The organism is Chitinophaga sp. SVR4-12A (assembly GCF_056754765.1).
Genome location: NZ_JBPGWP010000001.1, coordinates 607,215 through 626,062, shown reverse-complemented (window position 1 = coordinate 626,062; position 18,848 = coordinate 607,215). Strand labels below are relative to the sequence as shown.

The window sequence follows — 18,848 nt, the reverse complement described above, 5'->3', positions numbered from 1 at the left end:
ATCACTCTGATACAATTAACTGTGTTATGAATTCGAGCAGCTGTGCCTGCGTATATGCCACCACCTGGTCTGTTGTTTGTCCTTCAGCCAGCTTGCTATTGATATTCACGATCAAGGTTTTGCCGTTGGCCTGCAGGACCTTTCCGACCAGCTCAAGGCGTTGGCGCGAGGTGAACTGCTTGTATAGGGCAAGGGAGAACTGCAGTTTGCCATATGCCAACCTGGACGCTACCAGCGCCTTGTGCTGCGCTGCAAAGGTTTTTACGGATGCATTGGTTTCCTGCTCCATCTCGAGCTCCTCTTCATCGTCGGCAATGATCAGCACATTTGCCAGTGCGCTGGTATCCTGCCCGGAGCTCAGCACGAGGGCTTTGTCATCCAGCTCCTTACCCTGCTGTTCATATTGCTGTTTAGATGCGTCGATCTTCTCTTCCGCTTCCTTGCCCAGGTTTTTAATTGCCTGCAGAATGATCTCCGATACTTTTTCAACCAGCGCTTCTTTTTCCTTCGTCACAGCTTCCACTTCTTTCTTGGCATCGTTGAATTGCTGTTCTGCAGCATCCATTTTTTTCTTCGCCGCTTCCTTCTCCTCAGGAGTCTTGGCTGCGTCATATTCCTTTTTGGCTTCGTCGTATTCCTGCTTGGCTTGTTCCAGATTGTTGGCGGCCTCTATCATACGGCCTTTGAGCTCTTCAGGCAGTTCCTGCTCCGCGATCTTCTTGATGGCTTCAGCCATTTCTTTTATGGTCAGGTAATCAGCATCTATGGCCAGATGTGCGAGATCATTGATCACACTGGCGAGGTCTGTGATCACATTGATCACACTGTCCACGTCTGCCACCTGTGTCTTCAACGAGTCAAACGTTGTTACGATCTCTCCGCTGATCAGCTGCCTGTCTGTGTTTACCTTGATGTTCTCAAACTTCACCTTCACGCGGTTATAACCGATGAAAGGAATCGTGATATAACCGTTACCCGAAAACGAACCGCTGCCCTGTACCCTTAGTAATCTCACAGGAAAATCTCCTGCCATGATCTGGTCATCCACCTGCAATTGCTGTATAGGTGTTTGATTGCTAATGCTGATATCCGGCAGAATTCCGCAATTCTTATTAGCTGTGTCTTTCTTCGGCACTTCAAAGGCATGTGTATCACCCAGCGTTTTATTACCCTGGCTGCAATAGCCACCTACCCGGTATTCATATTTATGACCCGGTATAGCGTCATTGATAGTAGCGCTGCTGGAAGTGCTTTTTACATTGAACCATTCGGCATTGTCCTTACCCTGTTCACGGTATTCCACGATGTATTCAAACATCTTAGGTTGCGGCGCCCAGGTGATATTAATCCGTCCGTTCTCCTGCGTAGCGGCCACCTGTTCAGGCGGCTGACAATCTTCCTGCAGGCGGAAATAAAAGATCTCGCTATAGCCGTTGTTACGGAATACAGCGTATTCATCCAGTCCCTGTTTAGCCTTTGCCTGGATGCGCCAGGCGTATTGTTTTCCTGGCAGCAGGGGCGGTTCCGTGGGACCATACAGTAAAGTAGTGTTGCTGGTAGTGGCCTGATACAATGGCGGCATAGTGCCGAAAGCAGCTTCGGGCAGAATGGCATTGTCCCACACTTCTACGAGGGTGAATTCATATTCGGTCTGGAAGGCGGCATTGGGACTGCTCATATGCCTGGGCGTCCAGTTAAAGATAATGTTGAGGGGCTCGCGGAAGGCGACAGCTTCTCCTTTACGGGGAAGGTTTAACAAAGGCGGTTCGCTGACAGACAACCATGCGGGCGGAGAACAACCCTGCTTTTCATTGCTCACAAGCTGCCCGCTGTTGATCTCCACTGCTTCTGCGCAAATGGTATAGTATCCGTCAGGCAATTGTCCGTTCTGCTGCAGCGCTCCTTTTGACATACCTGATACTTCGAGGTTGTCAGGGTTGAAATAAGGTGCAAGATCATTCAGCGACAATTGCACCGGAAGGCCCGCATCCAGGGAGATAGGCGGATAATAGCCATAATCCCTGTTACGCAGGGAGACGGTAGATCCTTTGATGGTAAACCGTAACCTTACATTCAGGGTTGGCTTTTGCAGGTCAGTATTGATCAGTGTGACGATCAGTTTTGCCTGTGTACCGGAATAGAAACCCGCCAGCTGTGGAGAGAAGGGCGGAATGCACTGCACCTGTAGGCGCACAGGGAACTGCTGGGCGCTGGCAGGTGAATACAGGGCGCCAGCCAGTACGATCAGCAGCATGCATATGCGCAGCAGGTGTATAGGGAAGCAGTGCTTTAATTTCATAGATACAGGGATCTCCTTTAATTGATCACAATTTTCCTGATCGCATTGCCCAGCGGCGTTTCCAGCAGCAGCACATAAGTGCCCGCCGGTACGTTCAGCTGGTACCCGATGTTGAATTGGGTGGCCGGGCTTTCCTGGCGGTCGCTTACCAGCTCGTTGCTGATGATATTGATCATCCGCAGGCGGATTGCTGATTGTTTGTCAAGGCCTACACGTACATTGAACTGGCCGCCGTTCGGGTTGGGCAACACATCAAACTGTTTGATGAACGGATCCTGTGCGCCTCCGGGTTGCGGGAAATTCTGTTGTTCCAGTACGGTGACGCTCTTGGTGAACAGCTGCTGGCAATCGCCCACAAAGGCCCGTAATCCCAATTGGTAAGCTCCGGTATTAGCAAAACGGAGTGTAGCCAGTGCCGCTGTTTTTTGTACCACTGTAATGCCGCTGTTCTCCGGGATGACCCATTCCACTTTTTCCGGGCTGGGATTGCTGATGTTAATGAACGTAACATCCTCGTTCCGGAACACCTGTGTAGACACCACAAATTCTGCGGAGATAGCAGCGTTCTTTTGCGTAATGCTGATGGTGTCAGCCGCCGTACAGCCTTTGCTGTCAGTCACTTTTACCCAGTACTGGCCGCTGCGGTTGAGCGTTACCTGCGCAGTAGCTGCCTGGAAGGCCGGGTTGCCGCCCCAGGCGTAGCTTGCCGCCGGGTCTGCAATAGCTGCATTCAGCTGCCATACCTGTGCGTTACAAAGTGTTTTATCAGCGCCCAGGTTGATGGTCAACCGCGGAGGATCCGGGAGGTTAAAGCTTTGTATGCGTTTACAGTTGTTGGCATCCTGTATCGTGAGCGTATATTTTCCTGCGCAGAGTTGATTGATGGAGGCATTGCCTGCGCCTGTGCTCCATGCATAGCTGTAAGGGGGCGTACCGCCGCTGATCAGCGTATTAATAGCGCCGTCGCAGTCACCGGTACAGGTGGGCGATGTGATGTCTGCATCTATTACAATGCCATTGGGAATAAATACATCTGCCTGCTCCTGTGTTTCGCAACCATGCGCATCTTTTACGAACACCATATAGCTGCCTTCTGTAAGGTTGCGGATCGCGCTGGTAATAGCGCCGGTGGTCCATTGGTATTCGAAGGGGGTAGTGCCGCCGCTAACGGTGGCGCTCACTGCACCGTCTGCACCGCTGGCGCAGCTTACCGGTTCAGTGGCCAGTTGCACCTGCAATTGTCCCGGTTCGGCTAAGTTAAAGGTATCAGACTCTTTATCGATATTATTCCAGTCGGTGATCACTACTTTATAGGTGCCGGCTATCAAACCACTGGCTACATTGGTCGTTTGCCCGATAGCGGTATACCCGCCTGCAACCTTCCTGAACCATTGAAAACGATAGGGGAGCGGGCCTGTTACGATGGGTACACCACCGCTGGCCGTAGCTGTCAGTGTGCCGTCCGCATCGCCTTTGCAGGAGATATAGCGGGTGCGGGCGATCGTTACCTCCAATGCAGGCGGCTCACTTAATGGGAAGAGAGCCGTCACGGTACAACCCTTCATATTGGGATCCGGACCGGTATAATTGGCGTCTGTAACAGTAATGGTGTAATTGCCTGCGCCGATATCTGTCAGCTCGCTTTGATAGCCGCCGCTTACAGCCTGCTCCGTATGGGTGCTTAGCACGGTGCCGTCTGCACGCTGCCAGGTGATATTATAGGCGCCGCCTGTTAAGGGCGTGCCGCCGCTTAAGCGTACTTTGATCTTACCATCGGTATACCCGTTGGCGAGCGGCAGTGTAAGCACGGGTTGATCGATCTGCAGCGCTGCTGCAGGTTCCCCCACAATAGCCAGGTCTGAGATCTGGCAACCGTGATAATCTGTTACGTTTACAGTATAAGTGCCTGCAGCAAGCCCGGTATTGGTGGCCGACTGGCTACCGTTGCTCCAGCTATACTGGTACGCTAATGTACCGCCGCTTACTGCTGCGCTGATCACACCATTAGCGCCTGCATGACAAGTGGCCGGTGTGGCAGTCAGCAGGATCTGCAGCGGAGCAGGTTCTGTAAGATCTGTTGTATCAGACCATCTTTCTATGCCATTCGCGTCTGTAACCTTTACTACGTATCTGCCTGTACCCAGGTTATCTGCTACGGCAGTGGTCTGGCCAATAGGCGTGGCCACGCCGCTGATCACCTGGTACCATGCATAGGTATATGCGGGCGAGCCGCCAAAGGGCTTACCACCGCCTGCTATAGCAGTCAACTTACCGTTGCTGTCGCCATTACAGCTGATGCTGTCTGTGATCTGTATGACGGCTGTTAATAGCGGCGGTTGTGTAAGCGTAAAGGTATCGGTGAGCATACATCCGCCCTTGTTACCTGTGGCTGCACCGGAGTTAGCGTCTGTAACGCTGATGGTATAGATGCCATCAGGCAGGTTGCTGACATTGGTAGTATAGCTGCCGCTGCCTGCTGTGCCATTGGCGCTGAGCAGGGTGCCATCCGCACTTCTCCATTCAATGTTATAAGAGCCGTCAGCATTGGGCGTACCACCTTTCAGGATCACGGTAATGCTGCCGTCGGAAGATGCGAATGCTTTAGGATCTATTGTGGAGATGCCGTCTATGGCCAGCGGAGCATCTGGCTGACGGATAGGAACGCTGACCTCTGTTGCACCTGAAGGCGCTACGCCCGGACAGTTGTGCTGGTCTTTCACCTGGATCAGATAGTCGCCTATGCCTAAGCCTGAGAGGGTAGCAGTATTACCTGCAAAGGGCAGGGTATTATAGCCTGCGTCGGAAGGGCCTTTGTACAGCAGGTTGTAACCGCCTACGCCGCCACCGGCGCTCAGGTTGATGCTACCGTCGCTACCGCCAAAGCATTTTACGTTAGCAGGTACAGGACTGGTAAAGGTGACGAGTGTTGGCTCATTTATCTGGAAGTCAAAAGAATGCGCGGCATCCTGGCTATAGGTATCGCTTCCGGAGTAGCCGCTTGTTATCTTGGCCGTGTAATTGCCAGGCGTTAAGGGCGGCTTAGTGGTGGGCCAGTTATACGTTTGGTCCGGGTTAATGGTGGCGTCTATGTCCTGGTATCGTAAAGCCCCGGTGTTCCGGTCTATGATATTTATATTGACAGATTCACCAGCTAATGGCAGGCGGTCGAACATTATCATCATGCCTCCATCTGCCGCACCATTACAGGAAACATCTTTAGGGGTGACATATTGGATATGTGGCGCAGACAAGCGATAATCCAGCGTGAGTATGCCAGACTCCCGGTCCTGTGCACAAGCAGGAAGCATTTTAACACGGATATTGCGGTTGAGGAAATTTATATAGTTACCACCAAAAAGGAGCTGTCCTGTAAAGGAAACCGGGTTCTGGTACTGGAATTGCCCGGGGAAATTGTGCCAGTCATCAGGACCGTCCACCCCGTCCACTTGGTATTGCCAGATGTATTCGGAGGCTGGTAGTTCGAAAGGGCCTCTCAGTGAAACATAATCTGATACAGGTAATATGTTGGAGGGAGGCGTGCGATCGTAGTAGATAGGGTTCATGACCTGGTCATAGCTGATGCGTACGAAGCTGGCGGGGTCCGTAGCGGGTATAAACGGATTGGGATACATCCTGCCATTATAGTTGGCAGGATTGTCATTGATAGGAATGTCATAGGTGCGTTCCTGGAATTTGAAGCTAAAACCACCTGATAGGACTAAGCCGCTACTATATACCCGCAGTGTTTGTATTGGTTTGCGGCTGCGAATATGTATGGCGTCCATGATGTCGTAATCGTTGCTGTTTGTCGGCAAATTCCCCGGGAAATAAAGCTGCGAAATTTCATCAAATGAGCCATCGGTATAAATAGCCGTTATCGTGTAAGTAAAACCGGAAATGAAGGACGACTTGTTTACCCATCCGGCTTGTATTCTCAGATCATATGCATTGGAAACAGGTTTAACGGTCACCTCAAGGGTTGACTCGGAACCATACCCTATGAACTTACTGGTTCCACCAGTGTAAATCGCATGAAAACAAGGATAGGTAAAATAGTCCGTATAAGAGTTGCCCTGATCTTTCGTATCGCAACCAAAGGTTTCGTCCCTCCTCCGCAGAGAGTAGATCCTAAGTCTTTTGATCTTGTTATTAGATTGGAAAGTGAGGGTTTTGGGCTCAAATCCCCATTGATCCCAGGGCTCAAGATAATCTATCATCTCAGAGGTAACTTTCCATTCGTCGCCACTCTCCATCTCTGCCCATATCTCATAGCGGCTGCTACATTCCGATTTGTTCAAAGTACCGTGTATACTGTAATTAACGGTCATTTGATAGGTGATCTGTGCCTGCAACCGGCCTGCAATAGCCAGTATGCTTATAACGCACAGCAACAGCATTTTTTTTATCATCGTGTGCATAGTGGGAGGGGTGCTATACATTTAGTAAGTTATTTTTACTTTTTTCAAGGGGCCATTCAGCCCGTTATTAACAGCCCGTATACCGTATTCGTAAGTGGTATTTACTTTCAGTGATTCATCCGTTACTCTCCTGGCGCCCGCTGGAACGATCTTCCAAAGGGTGAGCGGCTGGCCTTCCATCCCTTTGTAGAGCTGGTACTCTGTAACGCCGTCGCTATCGTCCTTCCAGGACAGCTCGATGTAGCGGTCCATTCTGTTGGCGCTGGCGTTGAGCGTCTTTACTGCAATACTGCGCGGGTCTGCCGGGATGGTTACCGTAAGCGGTTGTGCAGGAACCGATTCAAGGCCGCTGCTGTCTTTAGCCAGTATGAGATAACTGTAGGTGAGGCCATCGGCAGCGGTAGGGTCTGTGTACATTTGCGCGCCATTGCGGAAGCTTTGTATCAGCACCCATTTGCCAGTGCTGTCTGTATGGTTCTCCCGATACAGCAGATGCGCTGCTACATCTTCATCATGGCTGTTCACCCAGCTAAGCATTACCTTGCCCTTTTCCACTTTATACCCGCTGAATATGGGTGAGGAAGGCGGGATCAGGTCAGGCTTCTTTACTTCGATCACAGCAGAATAGCCGGACTGGTTATATCGTTTATCCAGCGCCGTTACTGCATAGTATACTCTGCTGTTGAGTGATTTCACAGTAACTGAATCCCGGAAGCTGTTTTTAAAGAAAACGGTATCCACCAGCGGAGAAAGCTCTTCTCCAATGCTGGAAGCACGGAAGATCTTATAGCCCAGTATGTCCATTTCAGTATTGGCTTTCCAGGACAAGGATACTACACCACTGCTGTCGATCGTCGCTGCAAGGCCTGCCGGCGGTGCAGGCGGAATAGAATCCACCGGTTGTACCAGCACCGGGAAGGAAGTACTTGATTCCCCTTCTTTGGCGATGGCCGTAATGGTAAAGTAATTGGTCGGCATCAGCTGGCTATATTCCAGGCTGCGCTGGTTAGGCGCAATATTGGTAAGCACTGTTTTATAAGGACCATTCTCGCGGCTGGCCTGGTTAAGGGCAAAGCCTGTAATGTATGCATTGCCAGCCTCTTCAAACTCCCAGTTAAGCACCATCTTTCCATGCTCACTGATCTCATTGCTGCGGATGTTGGGCGTATAGAGCAGCATATTTTTGCCCTTACCTGTTGAAACCGGGGAGGGAGGGCCTGTTTCGCCGAAAGAGGAAACGCCCCTGATCCTGTATTGATAAACGGTATTGTTGTCTGACAGAGAATCGATGTAATACATGCGTGGGGAGGCTTTCTTCTCCTTCTTATTTAAATTGGTAACGGGCATAGCGGTAGCGCGCTCAAAATGCTGTCCACCATCTTTTGAGCGTTCCACTATCCAGGAGTTATAATAACGCTGCAGTATGCTGTAGTCCCAACTGAGGATGACATGCTTATCACCAAAGACAACGCCCACGTCACCAGGCACTGGCAGGGTCTCATGATCATCCATGCCGATAAATGCGCCGGAAGAGTCGATCATCAAACGGGCTGGCGGCACCAGGGACCGGATACGGTACAGGTATTTCTCACCGGGCCTGGCGCTGCGGTCTTCCCAGCCCCAGCCAGCCATAACAGCTGCGTCAAAACTATTATCTGCTGCGTATAAGGATAAGGCGAAACGTTGTTCCTGCTCTGCCGACTGTGCCATGATACGTGCGATCCCGTTATTGCCTCCGCCGCTCACTTCAAAGTCTTTTCCATATAAGGCCTGTGCTATTACCGCGGCATACTGGTCATGCTGTGCAATAGCCTCCCAATCATTCAGCGGCCTGGGTTTCAGGGGAATGCTATTCAGCACCTTTGCTTCAGGAGTAGCCAGCATTTTGCCGTTGCGGAGCACTGTGAAGCGGGTGATCTCAAAACCGTACTGGTTGCTGAGCTTCCAGGCGCGGGAGGTGTTCACCGCCCAGCGTAGCTTGATGCCATGTTCCTGTGCGCTGGCCCTGACGAAAATCTTTGAAGAGTCTTTACGCTGGGCGCCTGCCGTAGTGATCACGGCAAAATACAGCGGTAACAGTATGATGAAGAGTCGCGTGCGCATAGTGTCTATCAGTAAGCTCTTGTTTTAAGCGGATTTTGGTAATCAAATACCGCATTGCTGGTGCGGGTGCCATCTGGCAGCACGTACTGGTATTTTACCTTGTACGTTCCGTAACGGATGAAGGGGAAATGCCCGCTGATCAGGTAGTCGAACTGCTGCCTGTTTGGTGAATACAGGTATTTGTTCACCACCTGGTATTGCAGATCGATGAAGTCCTGTTTGTAGATCAGTGGCAGGTTGTATTGATAGGGCAACCTGGTCTTCACCCAGCTCTTCACGTCCCCGGTGCTGGCTTCGGCCAGGTAGCTCGGCATTACGATGAATGCTTTGGAAGGTACCAGTCCCAGCTCATCCGGGTTACGGTTCACAATATGTATATCCTGATCAATAGGATAGCGGCTATACAGCAAGGGATTGATATCAGCGTTGTAATAGGCGTCTTCCATCACTGCTTCCACATTCACCAGCGGGTTGTAGCCGCTGTAGCCGGTGCCCGTGAGCTCTGCCACTTCAAAACCTTCATACTGCCCAACATCCGCTATCAGGCGTACCGCATCTGTAATGACGTCTTCTGCCAAAGCATCTACGCGGTGCAATGCGTTGATCTTTTCAGAGAAGGTGCGGAATTTGCTGGTACGGAATCCATAGTTCATCAGGGATTTCATCACATCGCCGCGGGTTACGCTTTGTGCCTGGTTATTGGCAACGGTATAGCTGCCATCCTCACCGGCATCAGTCTTCTGGTAAGCCACTACCGTATCAGTGCTGCTTGCTCCCGGCGGAATGGCCACTACATCAAACTTGTACTGGCTGCTGGTATTCAGTGCAGGAAGCTCATAGCTCAGCAGTTGCGCAACACTGTCGTATTGCATGCCCGTTTTGATAATGCCGCCGCCCGCATCAGTAAGGCGGATCTCGTACCGCCAGCGCTTATCGAACAGGTAAGCCTGGCCCCTGTTCAGGTTGATCATCCCTTTGCCGTATTCCTCTTTGTAGAGATTCCGTTGGTCCACTACCGGGTATGAATAAGCGATATTGGTCAGCGGAATATAATCCGGAGCCGTGCTGGTAGTGAAGCTCACAGTTTCCACTTCTTCACTCTGCTGCCCGTCCATATACACGGTCTGCCAGCTACCCATCACCAGCTCTTCAAACGTTACCTTCACCGTCGCTTCGAGCGTCTTCTTGGGAGGCAGCACCTCCTGTGAGTAGAAAGACACCGCATCGTTATTGCTGTTCCATACCAGCTTACCAGGTATGATGGCCCCGTTATCCCTTACAACAAAGGTCAGCAGCTTGGCACGGTAGGTTTTTGTACCATTGTCATCGTCTACATCGAAAGGCTGACCTATCTTCATATTAAATGCTGCCTGCGGAGCGCTGAATACATCTACATCCGTTGCATTCTTGGCAGGCGTAACGCTGGAGATGATCTTTACATCCACCGGGCTTAAGGCGCCGGTAACGATCTCACATTCATCTCCTATGCTAACCTTCATGCGCATATTGCCGCTTACGAGGCCGCCCAGCACACTGAATTTAACGGCCATATAACCTTTCATCCAGGTGGGATTAGGCAGTTTAGCCTGCATCAGCATGGCTGCTGAACCGGATATGATCGGGATGCGCGCCTTGATGAACCTCAGGTTCACCTTTACGCCCACCTCACCCTGTAAATACGCATAGGCCTGACCGTTAGCATACCATCCATCCATACCGATCTTTTCTGATTTGCCTGCACAATGTGCATCGCCATAGTCTTTCAGCATGATGTCGAAACCTAAGCCGGCTTTCAGATTGGCATAAAGTATCAGGAAGGTGATATCGCCTGTTTCTACGCTGAGGCTGGAGCCGAATGCAAAGCCGCGGCCATCGCCCAGCGCATTGAGATCACGCATGTAATCCAGCTCACTCAGATCCATGCCCAGGATGTCTGCCACTTCCTGCGGAGGTGGGGGAGAGCCGGGTATTTTATCGCCTACCATCAGGTAGGACGTTGTTTTAACGGAAATACCAGCTACTGCCAACTTGATGCCCAGGCGGTTGGTGGGTGTACCCATGTGGAAGTACCACTCATCAGGAGCAACGTGTATTACGGCCCAGCCTGCGCGGTTACCGCTGGCGTTGCCGGTCATGATACCGCCGGCTATATTTACATACAGATCAAAATTGGCATGGAAGGTAGAGGTGGTGAAATCGTACTGCATGCCTACATAGGCAGAGAGCCCGCTTTCACCTGCTTTATAATCATCTCCGGCAACTTTTTCTGCTGCCTGAGATGGATTGGACACTTTCATGGCCATCAGCTTTTCACCGGCATCGCCCATTTCGGTCGCCAGCTTTTGTTCCTGCGCTGCCAGTTTGCCGAATTGTTTGCCCAGGTAACCGTTGATATCTCCTTCCAGGTTGGGCAGCACATTAAGAATGGAGGCATAGCCATAATAGCCTATGAAGTTGATGCCGCCACTCCTGTTAAAGGCCACTTCGAAGGAGGCTTCTCCGTTAACTACCTTGTCCTCAGAGATATTGAACAGCACTGCTGCCTTGATACCGAGGCCAGTCTTCTCATCCGGCACATAATTGATACCGGTGGGAGAAGGAGACGCCAGCACATCCGGTGCAAGTTTCTTCATGCGGTAATAAGCACCGCCGCCAAAGCCCGTGAGGTTAACCGGCGGTACGATGGGAATGCCCGGTTTAAAGCTGGCCTTCGCATCTACATACCAATAGCGGAAGTCTTTGCTGCCAAACATAGCGCGGGCTTCCACCTTCACTTTATCTTCCATGAAGTTGGCTTTCACTTCGCCGCTGATGGCATCGCCATACACTTCGTCATCCTCATATATTTTCAGTGTACCCGCAATAGTGAGGGCCTTGGAAACTTTTGCATTGATGTGGATCTCTTCCAGCTTCAGCTTATCGTATTTCCAGGTTTGGATGCCTTCTTTTTCATCGAACTTTCCGATGATGGCGATCTTCGTATCACCGGCGAAGTTCTGTTCCATGAGGTTCACGCGAACACCAAAGGTGAGCGAGGCTTCCCCGTTCATCGCCTTTAGTGAGATCTCGGTGATGGACACCGGGAAATTGGACACGGTGTTCTCCTCTTTATATCCAAAATAGCTGGTAGTGAGATAGGGCGCTTTGGTGAGCAGATGCAGGTCTTTGAAGATGATGCCTTTAAAGACAGCCACCGGCTTGCCTTTGTCGTCCTGCTTGGTGGAGGCGGAGATGATCAGGCGGCCATGCAGCATGGCTTCCGGCTCGAAGCGGCCGCTGGCCAGCTTCAGCTGTACCCAGGAATTGGGTTCCAGTTCTGCGCGGGCTTTCCACACATTGAAACGCATCGTATCAATGGTATTGAGCTTCAGGATGTATTCATTATCCGCGGTAACAATAGCCGTATAGCCCAGCGGAGCTTCTGCGATCGGAAGGCCTACCATGCCCTGGAAACCTGCGCCTACCAGGTGATTGGCTTCCAGGTCTATATTGAAGCGATCTACTGAGAAACGCCATCCGGCAGCAGTACCATCCGGGAGGATATTATTGCCGAAGAAGGAGCCGGTAAATCCGTGGCTGTCAATGATCATATTATGAGCGCCAAAGGAGACCCGCTTACCGGATTCCTGCCGCCGCATAAACTGTTTGGGCAGTGTGACCTCTATCTCGTCTGCATATACGCCGCGCCAGAGATTAGGATCTTCTGCAGGCATGTATTTGTCTTCATACCCCTTCGGATATACGACGTTTGGTGAGTTGCGAATATCGCTGAAATCAAATACGGCATTTTTAATATGAAAGCCGACGCCTTTCAGCGGGGCGATCTCAAAGGCGGGAAGGTTAAGCTCCACCAGTATATCGTTCCAGTCACTTGCAATGGTGTGGAAATCTGCTTTTACATAGGCAGTGCTATCCATGTTCCTTTCACCGTCCGACTTCAATGGCACCAGCATGGTGCGGGGGAACTTTATTTCCGCCGTGATGCCCAGCTCTTTGAAGCCGTTACAATCCATGGTAACGTAGGTAAGATCAGTGCCTTGCCCGGTTTGCATGTCCATAGCGCCTTTCAGCGTTACGGCGGCAGTGCCTCCGTTGATAGGGATGGGCACATTGCCCAGCAATACCAGTTTGGCATCGCCTACAATACCGCCGCTATAGGAAAGCTTGAGCCCTTTGAGGCCAAAGAAGATCTCCTTTGGGTTCTGGGGGATCTCCACTTTTGCATACACCGTAAGCTCTGCATAGGTAGGATGGAAGATGGCGTTGCTGATCGCGATCTCCACCTTCGTATTGTTGATCCTTTTAGAGAGACCAATGGGCAGCTCATTCAGGTCGTCTGGTGTGAGCGCATCTACGTAGCGGTTTTCCTTGTTTATTTTCAGGAATTCTGCCTTGGCCTGTTCCCGGTAACCATTGGTAACGGAATCAGGTGCATACATGCTTTGCAGGGATTCGGCGGTAAAGAGGCCGTTTGCAGGAGCGGGTATGAGCTGTGTGGCCAGCTGCCGGTCTATTTCCGGGAAGCTGCGTGTTTCCGTAGCGGTGTAGGCAGTGATGGCTGGTATCACCGGCTGCGGGCGTTGCAGGGAATCGCGCTCATTTGCATGGGCGATCAATGACCAGCAAGCCAGTATTGTGGCAAGGACATAGGCATAGCAGTAATGGTACTTGCTCGGGTAACAGTTGACCATAGGCAAATAGGGTATGGGTATAGGCGGTTAGCAGGTGGGGGCTATACTACATGATCGGTGTGCACTGCTCGTAAAGGTCGTAATATCTCCCTCGCTCTTTCCGGTTATTTTGGGTGCAATATTACAGTTTTTAACAATTTAAAGAAAATATTTAATTGTTAAGGGGACAAGAAAGCAAGTTTAACGTTTGAGGTCTGAGGTTTGAGGTCTGAAGTTCGTTAGAGGTTAGAAGTCCTGATTAGCAGCTGGGCTACTATTTATGAACCTGGAACCTTTAACGAACGTCAGACCTCAAACCTCAGACCTCAAACCTACGTTAGTTGACTTGACTGTAAAATCCTTGTAAATCCCTCGCCAGCTGGTCATAAATAGGCCTGGTAAACAGCATAAACAGCTCTTGTGGCGGGGGCGGAGGGGCGTCTACGCCGCCCATCTGGCGTTTATCTTCATCGCTGAGGGCGCGTTCATCGCCACGGAAAGTGCCTACCTGGTTCAGCCAGGTATAGCTGCCGGGGATCCGGTCTTGCCGCAGCACGCGGTTGTTGGTCACGTCAACGATGCGGTAGTCCAGCAGGCCGCGGGAAACGACCGTCTTTTTAACGATATAGATGGTGGCTTTTACGGTTTCATACTTTTTGATGAATTTACCGCTGGTATCTTTTACGGAGCCGGTTTCAATCTCTTTCGATACTTCACGCTGGAGGCGGTCTACATAGGTCTGGCCTACTTCGAAATCATAGAACTGCATTTCCAGGGATTCGTCCGGGCGGATGTCCTGGTTCCGGGCAAAGCGTTCGTCTGTGAATTTCACAAAGCGGTTAATGCTGCGCTGCTGGAGGTTACGTACCAGGGCATCGCGGAACTGGTCTGCACTGAACTGGTAGTAAGGGCTGCGTACGTCGATGCGGCTTATCAGCACGTTCACGGTGCCCAGGGCGAAGGCTTCGTCCATCCGCTGGCGGGAGTCGCGGTAGTTGTTCACCATTTTAAGGGCGGCCGCAAATTCTTCGTAGGCGTCGCGGGCGCTGGGTTTATCGCCCCGGTCCAGCAGTTCCATCCCGCGTTCGTACCGTACCTGGGCGGCGCTTTCCTGTGCGCCGGTAATGGCGTCGCGATAATCCTTCGGCTGTACTACTTTCTGCGCAGCGGGGGAGGCGTATATGATATCATACAGGTGCTGCAGGGAGCGGTATTCGCGTCTGACAGATTCCCATTTGAGCGGGTTGTCTGAACGGAGGTAGCCGTTTACTTTGTCTTCATGCAGCCGCATGGACTGTTCGTAAGCTTTGGGCAGTAATTGCAGGGCGACGGCGTCCTGTGGTTTGCGTTGCAGTTTTTTAACGAAGGCGGCTACGGCCTCGTCATAACGGCCCTGGTTGAAGAGTTTTTCACCTGACTTGCAGGAGGTAAAGAGGAATAGGATAGCGGCTGTTGCCAGCCATGCATAGTTACGCATGAACGGTTGTGGTTTATAGTTTGCATTCCCGGCGCTTATTTCACAAATCGCCGGATCTCCCTTTCGGTTTCCCTTTGCTTGATGCTTTCGCGTTTGTCATGCAGCTTCTTACCTTTACCCAGGCCAATTTCCATTTTGGCAAGTCCCTTTTCTGTGATAAAGATGCGCAGGGGCACGATGGTATAGCCCCGTTCCTTCAGTTTATTCTCCATTTTGCGCAGCTCCCTTTTTGTGAGGAGGAGCTTGCGTTCGCGCAGCGGGTCATGGTTGGCATAGGTACCATGAGAATAGATGGCGATATGCAGGCTTTTCAGCCACAGCTCACCTTTTGAAAAATAGCAGAAGGCATCATTAAAACTCACTTTCCCGGCCCGGATGGATTTGATCTCGGTTCCGGTCAATACCATCCCAGCAATATATTTATCTTCTATTGCGTATTCGAAATAAGCCGATCTGTTCTTTAATTCTGCCATTTAAAAATTGTGATGGGAGAAAACAAGTTTAAGGTTTGAGGTTTGAAGTTTGAGGTTTGAAGTTCGTTGAAGGTTACAGGTTCATAAATTGTAGCCGGACTGCTAATTTAAACCTCTAACGTCTAACGAACTTCAAACCTCAAACTTCAGACCTCAAACATATTTATTAGTGTTTAAAAAGCTGCAATACATTTGCCAGCCTTTGTTTCAGTTCTTTACGGTCAATGATGAAATCGAGGAAGCCGTGTTCCAGGAGGAATTCCGCGCTCTGGAACCCTTCGGGGAGGTCTTTTTTGATCGTTTCCTTGATCACACGCGGACCGGCAAAACCGATGAGTGCCCCGGGTTCCGCGATGTTAAGGTCACCCAGCATGGCGTAGGAAGCCGTAACGCCGCCTGTGGTGGGATCTGTCATCAGGGAAATGTAAGGCAACCTTGCATGCGCCAGCTGCGTGAGCTTGGCGGATGTTTTGGCCATCTGCATCAGGGAAAAGGCGCTTTCCATCATACGGGCGCCTCCTGATTTGGAGATGATCATTAAGGGCATTTTATGTGCTATGCAATGGTCGATGGCCCTTGCGATCTTTTCTCCTACTACTGAGCCCATGGAGCCGCCGATGAAGGCGAAATCCATGCAGGCTACCACCAGGTCGTTCCCCAGTACTTTACCTGCGCCTACCCGCATGGCGTCTTTCAGGCCTGAGCGTTTCTGGGCATCCTTTAAACGGTCGGCATAGGGCTTCAGGTCCTGGAATCCCAGCTGATCTTTCGGGTAGATGTTCGGGAAAAGCTCCTCGTACTGGTTTTCATCAAATATGATCTCAAAATATTCTGCGGAGTTGATACGGTTGTGGTAATTACATTTATCGCAAACGTAGAAATGCTCCCGCAGGTCTTTTACAGTGGTGGTTTTCTTACAATTAGGACATTTGTGCCATAATCCGTCCGGTGCTTCCTTCTTTTCACTAGTAGACGTTGAAATGCCCTGTTTAATGCGCTTAAACCAGCTAGACATATTTTTTCGTTAGGTTAAAAAATAGTGGTGCAAGATACGAATTAAATTCACACGCACTTTTCCTGTTTCGCAATATTACGGGAAAAGAAATTGACAACCAATAGATAGGATGGTATTTTTATATATGTTGTTTGCTGAATAATAAAGCCCCGGTTTAAACACCGGGGCTTTAAGTCGTCAGTTGTTAGTCGTTAGTCGTTAGTCATTAGTCGCTAGTTGTCAGTTGTCAGTTGACAGTTGTCAGCCCGGTTGGTACTTACGACTAACGACTAACGACTAACGACTAACGACTGATAACTGACAACTGTCAACTAATTTTAAGCATTCCTATTGATACAGTTCAGGTCGTTGAACGCTTCCTCGAGACGCTTTACAAAGGTTTCTTCGCCTTTGCGCAGCCATACGCGGGGATCATAGTATTTTTTGTTGGGTTTATCTGCGCCTTCCGGGTTGCCCAGCTGTGCCTGCAGATAACCTTTTTTAGCTTCGTAGTAGTCGTGAACGCCTTCCCAGAAAGCCCACTGCATGTCGGTATCAAGGTTCATTTTGATCACGCCGTAGCCCAGCGCTTCGCTGATCTGGTGCTTGGGAGAGCCTGAACCGCCATGGAACACGTAGTATACGGGTTTAGCGGCTGTTTTATGCTTCTGCTGGATAAAATCCTGGCTGTTCTTCAGGATCTCAGGGCGCAGCTCCACGTTACCGGGAGAGTAAACGCCGTGCACGTTACCGAAGGCGGCTGCCACTGTAAAGCGGGAACCTACCTGGCTCAGTGTTTCGTAAGCATAGTCCACATCTTCCGGCTGGGTATACAAAGCGGAGTTCTCTACGCCGGAGTTGTCTACACCATCTTCTTCACCACCGGTTACGCCCAGTTCGATCTCGATGGACATACCCAGCTTGTTCATGCGTTGGAAATATTTATGAGAGATCTCAATATTTTCGTGCAGCGGTTCTTCAGACAGGTCGAGCATATGGGAGCTGTAAAGGGGCTGGCCGGTCTGTTTCATGAACGCTTCGCCCGCGTCCAGTAAGCCGTCGATCCAGGGAAGCCATTTTTTGGCAGCGTGGTCTGTATGCAATACTACGGGTACACCGTAATATTTGGCCACTTCGTGCACGTGTTTGGCGCCGGAGATACCGCCGGCGATGTTTGCCTGCAGCTTATCATTCGGCATTCCCTTCCCGGCAAAGAACTGTGCTCCACCGTTGGAGAACTGTATAATAACCGGGGAGTTCACTTTTGCAGCGGTCTCTAATACTGCGTTCACTGAGTTAGTTCCCACCACGTTCACGGCAGGCATAGCAAATGCATTCGCTTTAGCATCATTATACAGCGCTTCCAGCTCTTCGCCGAATAACACGCCGGCTCTGTATTTTCCCATATTCTTTTTGGTTGTTTACTAGTTTACGGAGGGCAAAGATAAAAGTAAAAGTAAAAAAGCAAAGCGTAAAAATAAAAAGCAAAACCCGGCCGGGCGCAGGCAGGTTTTGCTTTGTTACGTTTTGTTTTGTTTAGCTTTTACTTTAGCTGACGGTCAGCGTAGTGCCATCGATTGTCACTGTTTTTTGGGCCAGTGCCCTGGTTGCCGGACCTGTATTTACAGATCCGCTGGTGGTGTAACGGCTGCCGTGCCCGCAGGGAGCATTGCACTCTATGAGGTTGGTGGAGCTGTTAAATTTGGCTACTGTGCAACCTTCGTGGGTACAGGTGCTGGAGAGCGCAGCGAAAGAAGCAGGCGTGTTGCCCGCTGCTACCCGGATCACGATCACACCGCTGCCGATCTTGTAGTCGCCTACGTTCGTTAGTTCCGAACCCAGGTTGGCGGAGAAGCCTCCGCCACCGCCGCCCGGGTTCGGCGCATCTGCGCTGTTCTTACTGCAGGCTGCTAATCCACCGGCGCACGCTAAGGCCAGTACCATTCCCAGATTGTTGACGAACTCCCTTCTTTCCATGTTGTTGTAGGTTTAGTGTGAAATATGCGTTAGCGGAATAAATAGTATTTTGTACTCCATTATGTTTACGGGCACAACAGCGGAAGGGTTGCCCGTTTAAACAGTTTTGATCTGAGCGTTGTTAATTGTTAGTTTCGCCTTTAGAACTGCCCGGCGGTATAGCCGGTAGCAGGATTATTTCTTCACCAGTATAGTGATTTCAGGACCAGACAATAGCACTTGCCTCCCCGGATATAGTAACGATAAAGTAACGATATAGTAACGATATAGTAACTCTTATAAGAGATACTATATCGTTACTGTTTTTTTATGATACAGATACGTAATCCGGGTGTATTTATCCAGGTTCCAGGCAATGCTCATACGCTTTTACCCAGGAAGGCATGCGCTTTTACCCAAGCTTGTATGCGCTTTTAGTACGGGTATCACTAAAGTAA

9 protein-coding genes are annotated in these 18,848 nt (G+C 50.6%); all 9 read right to left on the bottom strand.

The window, feature by feature from the left end; all coding sequences use genetic code 11:
• Position 1: 1 nt before the first annotated feature.
• Positions 2–2,299, bottom strand: coding sequence for a fibronectin type III domain-containing protein (locus ACR9Y8_RS02485; protein WP_481211644.1), 2,298 nt, complete (start codon positions 2,297–2,299; stop codon positions 2–4).
• Positions 2,300–2,316: 17 nt separating this feature from the next.
• On the bottom strand, positions 2,317–6,717 hold the full coding sequence (locus tag ACR9Y8_RS02480; protein WP_481211643.1) for a hypothetical protein: 4,401 nt from the start codon (positions 6,715–6,717) through the stop codon (positions 2,317–2,319).
• 21 nt (positions 6,718–6,738) lie between these two features.
• Positions 6,739–8,820 (bottom strand): hypothetical protein, encoded by a 2,082-nt coding sequence (locus ACR9Y8_RS02475; RefSeq protein WP_481211642.1) that lies wholly within the window; start codon positions 8,818–8,820, stop codon positions 6,739–6,741.
• A gap of 8 nt (positions 8,821–8,828) precedes the next feature.
• On the bottom strand, positions 8,829–13,511 hold the full coding sequence (locus tag ACR9Y8_RS02470; RefSeq protein WP_481211641.1) for a hypothetical protein: 4,683 nt from the start codon (positions 13,509–13,511) through the stop codon (positions 8,829–8,831).
• 316 nt (positions 13,512–13,827) lie between these two features.
• Positions 13,828–14,967 carry a tetratricopeptide repeat protein gene (locus ACR9Y8_RS02465; RefSeq protein ID WP_481211640.1) on the bottom strand — a complete coding sequence of 380 codons (1,140 nt, stop codon included), beginning with the start codon at positions 14,965–14,967 and terminating at the stop codon, positions 13,828–13,830.
• Positions 14,968–15,002: 35 nt separating this feature from the next.
• A complete protein-coding gene (gene smpB, locus ACR9Y8_RS02460; RefSeq protein ID WP_481211639.1) occupies positions 15,003–15,440 on the bottom strand; it encodes an SsrA-binding protein SmpB in 438 nt (145 codons plus the stop codon).
• 166 nt (positions 15,441–15,606) lie between these two features.
• Positions 15,607–16,455, bottom strand: a complete 849-nt coding sequence (gene accD / locus ACR9Y8_RS02455; protein WP_481211638.1) for an acetyl-CoA carboxylase, carboxyltransferase subunit beta — start codon at positions 16,453–16,455, stop codon at positions 15,607–15,609.
• A gap of 317 nt (positions 16,456–16,772) precedes the next feature.
• Positions 16,773–17,840, bottom strand: a complete 1,068-nt coding sequence (fbaA, locus tag ACR9Y8_RS02450; protein WP_481211637.1) for a class II fructose-bisphosphate aldolase — start codon at positions 17,838–17,840, stop codon at positions 16,773–16,775.
• Positions 17,841–17,982: 142 nt separating this feature from the next.
• Positions 17,983–18,411: a QcrA and Rieske domain-containing protein gene (locus tag ACR9Y8_RS02445; protein ID WP_481211636.1), complete on the bottom strand. Its 429-nt coding sequence runs from the start codon at positions 18,409–18,411 to the stop codon at positions 17,983–17,985.
• Positions 18,412–18,848 lie beyond the last annotated feature (437 nt).

Coding starts and splice junctions, on each gene's coding strand:
- ACR9Y8_RS02470 (WP_481211641.1), bottom strand. CDS start 13,511: ATGGTCAACTGTTACCCGAGCAAGTACCATTACTGCTATGCCTATGTC.
- smpB (WP_481211639.1), bottom strand. CDS start 15,440: ATGGCAGAATTAAAGAACAGATCGGCTTATTTCGAATACGCAATAGAA.
- accD (WP_481211638.1), bottom strand. CDS start 16,455: ATGTCTAGCTGGTTTAAGCGCATTAAACAGGGCATTTCAACGTCTACT.
- ACR9Y8_RS02485 (WP_481211644.1), bottom strand. CDS start 2,299: ATGAAATTAAAGCACTGCTTCCCTATACACCTGCTGCGCATATGCATG.
- fbaA (WP_481211637.1), bottom strand. CDS start 17,840: ATGGGAAAATACAGAGCCGGCGTGTTATTCGGCGAAGAGCTGGAAGCG.
- ACR9Y8_RS02480 (WP_481211643.1), bottom strand. CDS start 6,717: ATGCACACGATGATAAAAAAAATGCTGTTGCTGTGCGTTATAAGCATA.
- ACR9Y8_RS02475 (WP_481211642.1), bottom strand. CDS start 8,820: ATGCGCACGCGACTCTTCATCATACTGTTACCGCTGTATTTTGCCGTG.
- ACR9Y8_RS02445 (WP_481211636.1), bottom strand. CDS start 18,411: ATGGAAAGAAGGGAGTTCGTCAACAATCTGGGAATGGTACTGGCCTTA.
- ACR9Y8_RS02465 (WP_481211640.1), bottom strand. CDS start 14,967: ATGCGTAACTATGCATGGCTGGCAACAGCCGCTATCCTATTCCTCTTT.